The sequence below is a fragment of the Rhodococcus oxybenzonivorans genome (assembly GCF_003130705.1).
In the GTDB taxonomy this organism is placed as follows: Bacteria; Actinomycetota; Actinomycetes; order Mycobacteriales; family Mycobacteriaceae; genus Rhodococcus_F; species Rhodococcus_F oxybenzonivorans.
In genome coordinates, this window is the sequence record NZ_CP021354.1 from 3008794 (window position 1) to 3021656 (window position 12863).

The 12863-nt window shown below is 62.3% G+C and carries 11 protein-coding genes and 1 pseudogene; 10 read left to right on the forward strand and 2 right to left on the reverse strand.

Going from position 1 to position 12863, the window contains the following annotated elements; all coding sequences use genetic code 11:
• Positions 1-335: 335 nt before the first annotated feature.
• From CBI38_RS14240 to CBI38_RS14280, 10 genes are all read left to right on the forward strand, one after another.
• The gene (locus CBI38_RS14240) at positions 336-1715 is read left to right on the forward strand and encodes an aromatic ring-hydroxylating dioxygenase subunit alpha (protein ID WP_109329726.1); all 1380 of its coding nucleotides are present in this window, start codon (positions 336-338) and stop codon (positions 1713-1715) included.
• A 54-nt stretch (positions 1716-1769) separates the two neighbouring features.
• On the forward strand, positions 1770-2333 hold the full coding sequence (locus CBI38_RS14245) for an aromatic-ring-hydroxylating dioxygenase subunit beta (protein ID WP_105416146.1): 564 nt from the start codon (positions 1770-1772) through the stop codon (positions 2331-2333).
• 9 nt (positions 2334-2342) lie between these two features.
• On the forward strand, positions 2343-2666 hold the full coding sequence (locus CBI38_RS14250; RefSeq protein ID WP_109329728.1) for a non-heme iron oxygenase ferredoxin subunit: 324 nt from the start codon (positions 2343-2345) through the stop codon (positions 2664-2666).
• Entirely contained in the window at positions 2666-3904 is a 1239-nt protein-coding gene (locus tag CBI38_RS14255) for an NAD(P)/FAD-dependent oxidoreductase (protein WP_109329730.1), read from the forward strand. Before CBI38_RS14250 ends, CBI38_RS14255 begins: the two co-directional genes overlap by 1 nt.
• Positions 3905-3916: 12 nt before the next feature.
• On the forward strand, positions 3917-4774 hold the full coding sequence (gene bphB, locus CBI38_RS14260) for a cis-2,3-dihydrobiphenyl-2,3-diol dehydrogenase (RefSeq protein ID WP_109329732.1): 858 nt from the start codon (positions 3917-3919) through the stop codon (positions 4772-4774).
• A gap of 119 nt (positions 4775-4893) precedes the next feature.
• Positions 4894-5769 (forward strand): biphenyl-2,3-diol 1,2-dioxygenase, encoded by an 876-nt coding sequence (bphC, locus tag CBI38_RS14265; protein ID WP_109329734.1) that lies wholly within the window; start codon positions 4894-4896, stop codon positions 5767-5769.
• 92 nt (positions 5770-5861) lie between these two features.
• Positions 5862-6527, forward strand: coding sequence for a protein kinase domain-containing protein (locus CBI38_RS39045; RefSeq protein WP_230990182.1), 666 nt, complete (start codon positions 5862-5864; stop codon positions 6525-6527).
• Complete coding sequence (locus CBI38_RS14270) at positions 6527-10657, forward strand: AAA family ATPase (protein ID WP_230990183.1); 4131 nt, start codon at positions 6527-6529, stop codon at positions 10655-10657. Before CBI38_RS39045 ends, CBI38_RS14270 begins: the two co-directional genes overlap by 1 nt.
• The gene (locus CBI38_RS14275) at positions 10654-11283 is read left to right on the forward strand and encodes a response regulator transcription factor (protein WP_109329736.1); all 630 of its coding nucleotides are present in this window, start codon (positions 10654-10656) and stop codon (positions 11281-11283) included. The genes CBI38_RS14270 and CBI38_RS14275 overlap by 4 nt, the downstream gene beginning before the upstream one ends.
• A gap of 249 nt (positions 11284-11532) precedes the next feature.
• Positions 11533-12366 (forward strand): alpha/beta fold hydrolase, encoded by an 834-nt coding sequence (locus tag CBI38_RS14280; RefSeq protein WP_109329738.1) that lies wholly within the window; start codon positions 11533-11535, stop codon positions 12364-12366.
• Here CBI38_RS14280 and CBI38_RS39050 read toward each other — a convergent pair.
• Positions 12363-12713, reverse strand: a complete 351-nt coding sequence (locus CBI38_RS39050) for a transposase (RefSeq protein ID WP_230990184.1) — start codon at positions 12711-12713, stop codon at positions 12363-12365. The genes CBI38_RS14280 and CBI38_RS39050 overlap by 4 nt on opposite strands.
• A gap of 49 nt (positions 12714-12762) precedes the next feature.
• Positions 12763-12861, reverse strand: a pseudogene (locus CBI38_RS39055) (IS5/IS1182 family transposase); the annotation flags it as partial.
• Positions 12862-12863 lie beyond the last annotated feature (2 nt).

Below are 12863 nucleotides of genomic sequence, written 5' to 3' on the forward strand. Positions count from 1 at the left end.
TCGACCCACTCGTGGCGCGGCCGTCCCGTGGATGAACGAGAACGAAATCCGCCAGCCCCGGATTGTGGAACCGACTTGCGCACAGTCCCGTTCGGACTATCAGCGAAAGCCGAAGGCTTTGCGTCAAGCTCCCTGCACAGAACGGCTGATGAATCAGGACGCCGGTTCAGTAGTTTTCCCGGATGTTGATCGGTGAGACGCGGGACACAATTGGTTCTGTTAGTGAGCACTCTTACGGATCTGATCCTTTCCCCTCGGAGAGGAATCGGTTCGACGCACACGCAAACGACGACCGTACAACGTTGCGGCTTACCGACGGGAGAAGGGCCAACCCTATGACTGAACCGAACTGTGGACCTACGCTGACGAAGGACAAGCCGAGATGGGCCGATGAGGACATCGCGGCGCTCGTCGACGAGAAGAACGGCCGGATCGATCCCCAAATCTTCACCGACGAGGCCATCTACGAGCAGGAGTTGGAGCGCGTATTCGCTCGCTCGTGGTTGATGATGGGCCACGAGACCCAGATTCCGAACGCTGGCGACTTCATGACGAACTACATGGGTGAAGACCCGGTGATCGTCGCTCGTCAGAAGGATGGAAGCATTCGCGTCTTCCTCAACCAGTGCCGCCATCGCGGAATGCGCATCTGCCGCGCTGACGGGGGCAACGCGAAGTCGCTGACCTGCAGCTACCACGGCTGGGCATACGACATGGCCGGCAACTTGGTGAGCGTGCCGATGCAGAAGGAAGCCTTCCCCAATCTCAAGAAGGAAGAGTGGGGTCCACTCAAAGCTCGAGTGGAAACCTACAAGGGCCTCATTTTCGCCAACTGGGACGCCGACGCCCCTGACCTCGAGACCTACTTGGGCGATGCGAAGTTCTACATGGACCACATGTTGGACCGGACCGAAGCGGGTACCGAAGCTATCCCGGGCGTTCAGAAGTGGGTCATTCCGTGCAACTGGAAGTTGGCTGCAGAACAGTTCGCCAGCGATATGTATCACGCGGCAACCACCGCGCACCTTTCCGGAATTCTGGCAGGGCTACCCGAGCACATCGACATCAGCCAGGTTGCGCCCCCGACGACGGGCATCCAATACCGTGCTCCCTGGGGCGGCCACGGCACCGGGTTCTACATCAACGACCCCGCGCTGCTTCTTGCCATCACCGGACCGAAAATTGCGCAGTACAACACCCAGGGGCCTGCCGCCGATAAAGCGGTCGAGAGGCTCGGAAGCATCGTGCGTGGTTCTCAGGTGACTGCAGAGCACATGACCATCTTTCCGAACTGCTCTTTCCTGCCAGGTCTGAACACCGTGCGGTCATGGCATCCCCGTGGCCCGAACGAGATCGAAGTCTGGGCGTTCACCATTGTCGATGCCGACGCACCCGAGGACATCAAGGACGAATTCCGTATTCAGTCGATGCGCAGCTTCTCGGCCGGTGGCGTCTTCGAGCAGGATGACGGTGAGAACTGGGTCGAGATCCAGCAGGTGCTGCGTGGTCACATGGCTCGTAGCCGCCCGTTCAATGCGGAGATGGGGCTGGGCGAGACTCGGACGGACGCTGACTACCCGGGGACGATCAGCAACGTTTACAGCGAGGAAGCTGCCCGCGGGCTGTACTCGCACTGGGTGCGAATGATGACGTCCCCGGACTGGGCCGCCCTCAATGCCACTCGCATCCCGCAGGACGAAGCAGCGCTCACGTAACCGCCACCGGAGGTCTCTCGCACGAGAGACCTCCGGCAGACACATAGGACCGCCATGATCGATACAACGTCACCAACCATTCCGTTTCTTACTAAACCAGCGCCCATCGACGTGGCGCTGCAGCAGGAAATAGAGCAATTCTATTACTGGGAAGCGAAGCTACTCAACGACCGCCGATACCCAGAATGGTTCGCACTCCTGGCGGACGACATCCATTACCTGATGCCGATTCGGACTACGCGCGTCATGCGTGAAGCTTCTCAGGAGTACAACGGTCCTAGGGACTACGCGCATTTCGATGAAGATGCCCTGCAGATGCGTCAGCGTCTGCGCAAGATCACCTCGGATGTCAGCTGGTCCGAGAATCCCGCTTCGCGCACGCGGCACGTGATCTCGAATGTCATGGTGGTCGATGGCGAGAGGTCCGGCGAATACGAGACGTCGAACGTCTTCGTCGTCTACCGAAACCGTCTGGAGCGGCAGGTCGACATCTTCGCAGGCGAACGCAAAGACCTGCTGCGGAGAACGGGCAGTGACAGCGGATTCGAAATCGTGCGACGGACAATATTGCTGGATCAGAGCACAATTCTGTCCAACAATCTCAGCTTCTTCTTTTAGGACCCATCAATGCCTCTCACACGGATCTGTAACTCGAACGACCTACCACCGGGTGAAATGCTGCGCTTCGAAGGTGGCGCGGAGCCCATCTTGGTTTCCAATGTCGACGGAGAGTTCTTCGCAGTCCAGGACACCTGTTCGCACGACGAGTGGTCGCTCGCCGAGGGAATGCTCGAGGGCGGTGTCGTCGAGTGCACATTGCACTGGGCGAAGTTCTGTGTACGAACAGGCAAGGTGAAGGCTTTGCCCGCCTCCGTACCTCTCCGCACCTTCGCGACCAAAGTCGAGGGAGACGAAGTGTTCGTCGAACTGGACAGCGAAGCGACAGTCTGATGGTCTCGACTATTGCGGTCGTCGGCAGTGGCGTCGCGGGCGTGGCTGCGGTGCAGGCGCTGCGGTCTGAGGGATATGACGGGCGTCTATTCCTGATCGGCAAAGAGAGGGAACATCCCTACGACCGCACCGCGCTCTCTAAAACGGTCCTGTGCGGAGAGAAGAGCCACCCTCCGCTGCTGTTACCGACGGACTCCATCGCCGACTTGCGGGTGGAGATGGTGCTGGACACGACGGCAGTGCGGTTGGACGTCGAACGTTGCGAACTCGAGTTCGACAATGGTTCCTCGCTGAAAGCCGATCGCGTGTTGCTGGCCACCGGAGCGCGTGCGCGCGCGGCAGCCATCCCCGGCGTGACGCTGGCCGGTGTTGCCACCTTACGGACCGCGACCGACGCCTATGAACTCCGCCAGCAGTGGCACCCGGGTCAACACCTCATCGTAGTCGGAGGAGGTCTGATCGGGTGCGAGGTCGCCACCACCGCCCGCAAGCTGGGCCTTGACGTCACCATCCTGGAAGCGTCGGACGAATTGCTCCAACGTGTTCTCGGTCGACGAATCGGTCGATGGTGCCGACAGCGTTTGGAAGAACTCGGCGTCACGGTCAGATTGAACGCAGGAGTGGCCGAGTTCACGGGCACCGATCGGCTCACCGGTGTTATCGACACCGCAGGAGAGGTTCTGTCCGCAGACTCCGCAATCCTGTGTGTCGGAGCCGAACCCGAGACAATGCTTGCCGAGGAGTCCGGACTGCGCTGCAGTCGCGGCATTGTCGTCAACGCCTCCGGCGGTACCGGTGCCGAGAGTGTCTTCGCCGCTGGCGACGCCGCTTCGTGGCCCCTTCGAACAGGCGGTCGACGATCGCTCGAAACCTACATCAACAGCCAGAAGGAGGCCGCCGCCGTCGCGTCGGCGATGCTCGGCAGCCCCGTTCCCGCTGCACAGGTACCTCTGTCCTGGACCGAGATTGCTGGTCGTCACATTCAGATGGTCGGGGATATCGAGGGAGCCGGCACTTTCGTCGCGCGAGGAAATCTCGAGGACGGCGCAGCTGTGCTGTTCAGGGTGGACAACGGCAGCGTGATGGCCGCGGTTTCGGTAGATGCGCCGCGCGACTTCGCCATGGCGGCTCGTCTCGTCGACGCTGGCCTCCATGTGAATCAGGACGCTCTCTCGGATTCGGATATGGAGTTGCGAAAAATTTATCAAGCAGCTCGTCGCGAAGCGGCACTTACGTGAAGGAGAAGGACATTGCAACTCAAAGGTGAAGTCGCGCTGGTGACCGGCGGAGCTGCTGGCTTGGGGCGTGCGATCGTCGATCGCTTCGTCTCCGAAGGCGCGTCCGTTGCCGTTCTGGATCGCTCCCCGGCTGGATTGGCGGAGCTGAAGGAGGCCCACGGCGACGCCGTGGCTGTCGTCGAAGGCGATGTGCGTTTTCTCGACAGCCATCGGGAAGCGGTCGCCAAGTGCGTGGAAACCTTCGGAAAGCTCGACACCCTGATCGGCAACGCGGGCGTGTGGGACTACTCGACGGCGTTGGTCGATATACCGGACGACACGCTCAGCGAGGCGTTCGACGAGATGTTCTCCGTCAACGTCAAGGGGTACCTGCTGGGCGCGAAGGCTTGCCTTCCCGCCTTGTACGCTAGTAAAGGCAGCATGACTTTCACTATCTCCAACGCGGGTTTCTATACTTCCGGTGGAGGTGCTCTGTACACGGGGTCGAAGCACGCGGTCGTCGGAATCGTCAAGCAGCTCGCGTACGAGCTCGGTCCCCACATCCGGGTGAACGGCATCGCGCCGGGCGGTCTCGGCGGATCCGACCTTCGTGGCCTCAAAGCGCTGAACCTCCAGGACACCAGCATCTCGTCGATTCCGTTGGCGGACATGCTTTCACAGGTGTTGCCGACGGGCCAGATGGCCACCGCGACGGAAAGCACAGGAGCGTACGTTCTGTTCGCCACGCGGGCAGAAACCGTTCCGCTGACCGGGAGCATCCTGAATTACGACGGCGGTTTGGGAGTTCGCGGCTTCACCGAGGCCAACCGCGGATCGTTGCTCGACGACCACTTCGCGCCGAACGAGGTCGTCGGTCGCGTCGCCCCATAACTGCGCCCCGTCTACTGGCGCGCGAGGTCTCACTCGCCCGCCGGTAGCGCGTTTCCACCGTCGCCACACGGCGATCGGTGACTATCGACGGCGAAAGCCGCGTTCGGAAAGGCTGGAAAATGAGCGTTCAACGACTCGGTTACATGGGCTTCGAAGTATCAGATGTGCAGGCCTGGCGGTCGTTCACAACTGAGAAGCTGGGTGCGATGGAGGCTGCTGGAGACGACAACTCGGCTCGGTTCAGGACCGACAGCCGCAGCTGGCGACTGTCGGTCGAGAAGGGTGCGTCGGATGACATCTCGTTCGCCGGCTTCGAAGTCGACAACGCGGAGGCACTGCACGCAATCGGCGAGCGTCTCGAATCGCAGGGCATCAAGGTGACCGCGGAGGGTAGCGAGTTGGCGGCAGATCGGGGTGTCCTCGGGCTGATCTCGTGTTCGGACCCGATGGGCACGCGAGTCGAGATCTACTATGGTGCGACAGAGCTGTTCGAGGAGCCGTTCGTCTCGCCGACCGGCGTCGGATCGTTCCTCACCGGCGACCAGGGTCTCGGCCATTACGTGATGGCCGTGCCGGACATCGACGCTGCCATGGAGTTCTACGTCGAGGGTTTGGGCTTGCATCTGTCCGACATCATCGACTGGACGCTTCCCGGAGATGTGAAGGCAAAACTTCACTTCCTGCACTGCAATGGCCGCCACCACAGCTTGGCGATCGTCGGTCTTCCGCAGACCAAGAAGCTTCACCACTTCATGCTCGAGCTCGAACGCATGGACGACGTCGGTTTTGCCTATGACAAGTTCGACGCGGACCAGTCGGTGGTCATGACGCTCGGTCGCCACACCAACGACCACATGCTTTCGTTCTACGGCGCAACCCCGTCAGGTTTTGCTGTCGAGTACGGCTGGGGGGCTCGGCAAGTTGAACCGGGATGGTCGGTAGTGCGCTACGACAAGATCAGCATGTGGGGCCACAAATTCGTGGGGAGTCACTAGGGCTGCGGCACACGTCCCAAGTCGTGGTGTGAACGCCCGTCGTAGGACACAATGATCTGGATGGCAACGATGCCACCGATGTGGAGTACAGCATGCGATTCGACACCGTGAGGGTGCTCCGGGACAGTCCTGGCATCACGACCACACTGGCCCTGTCGGACGAGGCGCACGACCGGTTCGTGGTGAGGCGCCTCGACCTGTCGATGGAGCGGCCGTGGAGTGCGCAATGGTTAGAGGGCGAGCTCGAGGCCACCTGCAGGGCTCGGCTACCGCACATCGTTCCCACCCGGATCGTCCGCAAGGGCCCTGATTACGTCGAGCTGGTCCGGCCCTTCGTCGCCGGTCTCGATATCCGGGAATGGCACGCCCAAGAGCCACGTGTGTCGAGCGAGGCCGAGCTCGAGCTGGTGTGTAACCTGTTCTATGCGCTGGCGCGCCTGCACCGCATGGGCATCGCCCACGGCGGAGTCCGGCCAGCCAACATCATGCTCACCGAGGGCAGCAACGAACTCGTGCTCCTCGACGCCACCGTGACGCGCAGTCAACTCGGTGGCCTGACCCATCCGGCCGATCTGACCGAAAGCCGATATCTTCTTCCAGAAGGACATGGACTGGCACACCCGACGGCGGGCTTTGCTGCCGACATCTATGCCGCGGGCTGGGTTGTGCTCGAGGCGCTCGCAGAAACCAATAGGACGGCCAGCGCCCTGCGCAGGGTGAAACCGCAGGACGATGCGTTCACCGAGCCCTCCCACTAGTGGACATCGTTGGCGTCCCAGCCCCGCTGCGCCCGATATTTTTGAAGCTGCTCGATCCGCGGGCAGGCCAGCGGTTCGAAACCGCAGAGGACGTGCTCGCGGCCGCCGAAGCGGTTGTCGCGACCGGCAGCAGGGAGACCAGGCCAACCTCTGCCGGCGCGCCGTCCGGCCACCACGGCTCGCTCGCGTACATGGAGCCGCCGCTGGTAGGCAGGAGTGACGAACTTGCCGCACTCACCGCAAGCATCGACGGCGCAGCCCGGTCGCAGGGAACGGTGATGTGCTTGAGCGGTGAGTCGGGGGTTGGAAAGAGCCGCCTGCTGGATGCGGTAGTCGCTCACGCCGAGGAGGCCGGGGTGACTCTGATGCGAACGGGTGCGTTCGACCATGCGCCGGCACGTCCACTCGGACTCTTCGCCGGCCCCTTGCGCGACGTGGTTGCCTACTTGATGGCCAACCCTCTCGCAGCGCAGCGAGTGCGCGAAGACATGGCTGACCTGCTTCCCGCGGCACTCGAGCAAGTACCGGAATTAGCCGAAGCGTTGGAAGAAAATTGGCCCGCCGCGCATGGTGCGCAGCGGTCGTTCACCAAGAACACGGCGCCCGCCGGGCCGACGTCGATCGCCCGACTACTTCTGTCCGTCTTCGATGAAGAACGCCCTGGGTTGATCGTGCTCGACGACTGCCAATGGGCAGACGATCTCAGCTGGCAAGTGCTCGCGAGGCTGGCCGCGACGATATCGAGCGATAGAACGCGCTCCGATTCGAACGTCTCGCTGATCTGTTCTTGCCGAACGGAAGCTGTTGCACAGGTGTTTGCCTGGGGCGTCACCGACATCACATTCGTCGGGCTGGAAAGCCTGTCGGACAAAGACACAGAGACACTGATCCGGTCCATCAGTGACGGCATTCCCGACGAGGTCATCCCTTACGTCACGAAGTACTCCAAGGGCAATCCGCTCGAAACGCTGCTGGCCTTCCAGGCGCTGGTCGATTCGTCGGCGCTGAAGCACAAGTCTGACCGCTGGTTTCTGGACGAGAGCGCGATGGCAGCACTGGCGTTGCAACCCCACATCCACGATTCGCACGCTGCGCTGGGGAACAGCGGCGCGCGAACCGATGTGCTCATTTCGCCGCGGTTGAGCCTGCTGTCGCCGGAAACAGAGCGGGCAATCCGTCAAGGCGCGGTGCTGGGGCGCCGGTTTTCCTCACGGCTCTTACAGGTGTGCCTACAGGCCAGCCCGACGGACGTCGAACAGCTCATGATGGAAGCAGCCCAGCTCAGAATTGTGCGCCGCGTCGCCGATGGCGATGGCAACGAATTCGAATTCGCACACGATCGGCTCCGCGAAGCCGTACTGGGAAACCTGACAGACGCCACCCGCCGGGAGCTGCATTTGCGCGCGGCGCATGCACTCCAGGGCCACTTCGAAGTTCGAGCCGACTACGACATCGCCTATCACTTCGACCAAGCCGGTCGCGCCGCGTCTGCGGTGCCCTTTGCTCTGCGCGCGGGCGAGGCGGGGCTGAGGCGCAACGCACTCGATGTCGCCGAGCGCAACTTCAAGATCGCCGAGACGGGACTCGCCCTGTGCGAATCCGCGGACGACATCGCGAGGTTTCGCCTGTACGAAGGCCTTGGTACGGTCCACATGCTTCTCGGGAGCTACGACCTGGCTGCGCACGAACTGGCCCGCGCACACGAATTTACCGGTACGCATTCGGGACTTGACGCTGCACGAATCGCAGCTCTGCTCGGTGAACTTGCCTTCAAAACAGGCCGATTCGACGACGCCACAGATTGGATGCAGCGGGGTATGCACGGCCTCGACCTGAGGATGCCGCGAAGTTCGGCCCATGCCGGTCTTCTGGCCGTCGGCGAGGTCGGTCTCCTCGCATTGGGATGGTTGTCTCGCCGACTACGTTTGGGCCGGGCGCCCGTCGATACGGAGCGCTGCCGTCTGGCCGCTCTGATCCATGACCGGCTGGTGTATCAACTGTGGTTCATCAAGTCACCGATCTGGGTGGCGTTGGCGATTCTGCGTTGCGCACGTTTCGCCAATACCGCCGGCGGCACTCGTGAGCGCGCACACGCATACTGCGGCGCTGCCGTGATCGCCGGGATTGCCCCCATCCTCGCGCCACTCGCGTTGCGGCTAGCCGACTTCTCATTGCGACTCAGCCAGACCGCCGGCGACGACTGGGGGATCGCCCACGCGCACCATTTTCGAGGATTCGCCCTCTACGCCGCGAACCGGTATGACGCCGCGATCGCAGCGTTCGACACCGCGAACACCGGCTTCGACGTACTTGGTGATCGTTGGGAACAGGTAGCCGCGATGTGGCAGAAATCGCTGTGTCTGGCACGGCAGGGAAAGCTGCACGAAGCCGGAACGCTGGCGCGGGACACGTATTGGGAGGGTAAACGCAGAGGCGATCGAATCGGTGCGGGAACCGCCCTTGCCATCTGGGTTCAGTGCCTTCCCGGTGACGTCAATGTCGAGACGATTGCCCGCGAAGTCCGGTTGACGAACCCTGGCGATCATCACACCCTGGCGATGTTGCACGCGGCGCGGGCGTGGCGACTGTTCCACACCAAGCAGTACGCACCAGCCCTCGACGCGTTTCGGCAGGCGGACGAGATCATACGTGCCTCTGGCTTGCGGAACCACTTCCTCGTCCCAATCCTCACCTCATATCTTCAGGTTCTCCGTCTCTCGCTCGCAGCAGGACCCGACCCGTGGACCGCGGAATACCGTGACCAGGCGAAAACGGCCCGGCGCCTGCTTCGCCGCGCACGTCGGTTGGCGGTCGTCTTCTGCAGTGAGCGGCCCGCGGTATTGCGGGAATGGGCACTGGCGTCGTTCTCTCAGCGACACAAATGGCGTGGGCGCATCCTGCTGGGCGCCGCCTGTCGCAGCGCACACCGCCAACAAGCGCAAGGCGAACTTGCCGCATGTGCCCTGGTTGCGGCATTGGTGGGACTCGAGCCCCGACGGGGGCCGCTGCGCGGCCTGCCGCCGCTGGCCGAACAATGCCTATCGCTCGGCATACGGGTGGATGGTGCGATTGTCGAATCGGCGCACCCACGCGAGCTATTCGTCGGCAGGGGTCCAGCCCGTCACCGTGCCCTTCTCGACGCCGTGAGCTCCATTGTTGCGTCCGATGATCTCGATGAGGTTCTTGACAAGCTGCGAGACGCCACCTTCGCTACGACGACCGCGCGGCGGGTGGAAATCGCTGACGGGCCAGCGCCGAGCGACCTGGTCGGGGTTCATGAGCCATTGCCGACGCCATTGTTCGGAGATTCGAGGACGGTCGGCGAAGGCCCGGAGATGAGGGTGACCGATCGCCTCTCTGTGCGGGTCCCCGTAGACGGGCACGCCGAAAAGTCAATCATCGCCGCCTTTCCGCTCGGGGAAGGGGAGTACCACCGGCCAACCATGGAGGTTCTGGCCGCGCTCGCCGGCGCCGTGATCGAGCGGGAAGGTCTTCGGCGGCAGTCCGTCGAACAGATGGTTGCCGTTCAGGAAGCCGAGCGGGGGAGAATCGCACGAGATCTGCACGACGAGTTCGGTCACCTGTTCGCCACGGTGATCGACAGACTCAGCACGCTACAGAACTCCGAAAGCCCGACAGCGCGCCAGACCGCCGCCGACGTCCGGAAGATCGTCCGTCAGGGAATACAGGTTGCCCGATCCGTCGCGTGGTCATTGAGGCCTTCGGGGCTCGATGACCTCGGGCTCATCGGGTGCGTTGAACAATATGTCGAGGACTGCCGTCAGATCTACCCGATCCGCATCGAACTCATCTCTCCGACACGGCCGCCAGCCCTCTCGGCTGCAGTCGCTACCGCCATCTTCCGGATCGTGCAGGAGGCACTCACCAATATCGGCCGACACAGCGGCGCCAGCGAGGCCAGCGTCACGATCGTGAACTCCGGTGATGCTCTGCGTGTCGTAGTCGAAGACAACGGCACCGGATTCGATCTCGAGGTCGCCGGTCAGCGTCGTTCCCTCGGGTTGATCGGAATGCGCGAACGGGCGCGCCTTGCTGGTGGACGGCTGAGTGTCGAATCCCCTCCAGGACAAGGCGTGACGATCATGGTGGAGGTGCCAATCGAACGATGACCAGCGTAATAGTCTGCGACGACCACGGCATCATCCGCTCCGGTATCGCGCGCATCCTCGAGACCACCCCGGACTTCCAGCTGATGGCGTCCCCATCAACCGGGACGCGTCTTATGGAAACGTTGCAGCACGTCAAGCCGGACCTACTCGTCCTCGACATTCGACTAACCGATTGCAGTGGTCTCGACCTTTTGGGGCAGATTTCCATCGTCGCACCAGAAACCCGTGTCGTGATGCTCAGTATGTACGGCGCCAAGGGGTACATCGACAAGGCCAAGGCGCGGGGTGCGCGAGGTTACATCACCAAGGAATGCCTCGACGAGGAGCTTGTATCGGTCCTGCATGCGGTGATGCGGGATGAAGGATTTATTTCCTTCCCTTCAGCGACGCCCAACACAGGGAGTCGCGAAAAATTCTCCGAGGCCAACATTGACGCACTGTCTTCGCGGGAACTCGAGGTGATGAAACTTATCGCGTCCGGCCTCACCAACACGGAAATCGGCGAGGAACTTACTGTCTCACCACGAACTGTCGAGAGCCATCGGGCCAGCATCCAACGCAAGCTGATGATCCGTACGCGTGCCGAACTTGCCCGCGTAGCCCGAGACGCGGGCCTTCTGGACTAGATCGTCGCGCGAGAGGGCATTCCTGGTCGCGGGGGCCCAGGCGTGGCGCCCGTCGACTGATCCTGTCAATATCGCAGTGATGCAACGGCATTCCGAAGCGAGCTGCGAGCCCGAATCTTCGCAGCGCGTGCAATCTGCGGCGTCGACGTGATGTGGACATCCGTAGTTTTCCCGGATGTTCGGCGAGTCCCCGAACACGTTAACTGGATCACAGACACAGATGAATGTAAACGAAGGAAGGGCCCGCCGATGACTGTATCGACAGAAACGACAGAACAGCCAGGATCCACGATCGAGGTAGCCGGAATCGCCACGAACTTCCATGAGGCAGGATCGGGCGACCCCGTGTTGCTTCTGCACGGCTCAGGACCCGGCGTATCGGCGTGGGCGAACTGGCAGCACACCATCCCGGTGCTCGCTGAGCGTCACCGCGTGCTGGCGCCCGACCTCGTCGGGTTCGGCTACACGGAGCGCCCCACCGACATTCGATATTCTGCGCAAACGTGGATCGATCACGTATGGGGATTCCTCGATGCGATGAAGATCGAACGCACTTCGATCGTCGGCAACTCGCTAGGGGGTTTTCTCGCTTTGGCCACGGCCATCAAGCGCCCCGAACTTCTGAATCGGATGGTGCTGCTGGGTACTCCAAGCCCTGGAATGACCCCCAGCGAGGGCCTAGCCGCACTGCGCACATACGAGCCTTCGTTGAAGGGCATGGAGGAACTGCTCATCAAGTATTTCGCCGTCGATCCGACCATCATCACCCCCGAACTCGTCCAACTCCGGCACGAGGCCAGCATCGCCCCCGGGGCATTCGAGACGTACCGCAAGATGGAGATCAACCCCAAGACCGGGGCCAGCGAGCTAGGAATCGAGGCAGGTGATTACGCCCGCATCGCCACCCCGACCCTGGTCGTCCACGGCCGTGAGGATCGCGTAATTCCGGTCGAGGCGGGGATCAACCTGATGAACACGCTGCCGAATGCTGATCTTCACGTCTTCAGTCGCTGCGGCCATTGGACGCAGGTCGAGCGGGCAAGCGAATTCTCGGCGGTCGTGGATCGGTTTCTGTCGAACTAGGGCATCTCCGACAAATGTTGGGTCCAGGCGATGACGGCGTTGAGGACCACTGCGGCTCGGTAGACGATGGTGAGTTTGTCGTAGCGGGTGGCCAGTCCTCGCCATTGTTCTAGATGACAGAACCGGCGTTCGACGACGTTGCGACCCCGGTAGTCATCACGGTCGAATGCTGGTGGGCGGCCGCCGAGTGAACCCCGCCGGCGCCGATGTCCGGCCTGATCGTCCGGTTCCGCGATCACCGCCCCGATTCCGTGGCGGCGTAGTAGGTGGCGGTGGGCTCGCGAGGAGTACGCCTTTGTCGCCCCGGACTCGATCCGGGCGGGTGCGGGGACGCCCACCACCGGCACGCGGTACCTGCAGGTGTGCGAGCAGGTAGGAAAAAGCTGGTGAATGGCCCGACTGCCCCGGCGCCACCAACACCACCAGCGGTAACCCGTGACCGTCGACGAGCTGATGGATCTTGGTCGACAAGCCGCCGCGGGAGCGGCCGATGGCGT

Coding starts and splice junctions, on each gene's coding strand:
- CBI38_RS14280 (WP_109329738.1), top strand. CDS start 11,533: ATGACTGTATCGACAGAAACGACAGAACAGCCAGGATCCACGATCGAG.
- CBI38_RS14255 (WP_109329730.1), top strand. CDS start 2,666: ATGGTCTCGACTATTGCGGTCGTCGGCAGTGGCGTCGCGGGCGTGGCT.
- bphC (WP_109329734.1), top strand. CDS start 4,894: ATGAGCGTTCAACGACTCGGTTACATGGGCTTCGAAGTATCAGATGTG.
- CBI38_RS14275 (WP_109329736.1), top strand. CDS start 10,654: ATGACCAGCGTAATAGTCTGCGACGACCACGGCATCATCCGCTCCGGT.
- CBI38_RS14250 (WP_109329728.1), top strand. CDS start 2,343: ATGCCTCTCACACGGATCTGTAACTCGAACGACCTACCACCGGGTGAA.
- CBI38_RS39045 (WP_230990182.1), top strand. CDS start 5,862: ATGCGATTCGACACCGTGAGGGTGCTCCGGGACAGTCCTGGCATCACG.
- CBI38_RS14240 (WP_109329726.1), top strand. CDS start 336: ATGACTGAACCGAACTGTGGACCTACGCTGACGAAGGACAAGCCGAGA.
- CBI38_RS14245 (WP_105416146.1), top strand. CDS start 1,770: ATGATCGATACAACGTCACCAACCATTCCGTTTCTTACTAAACCAGCG.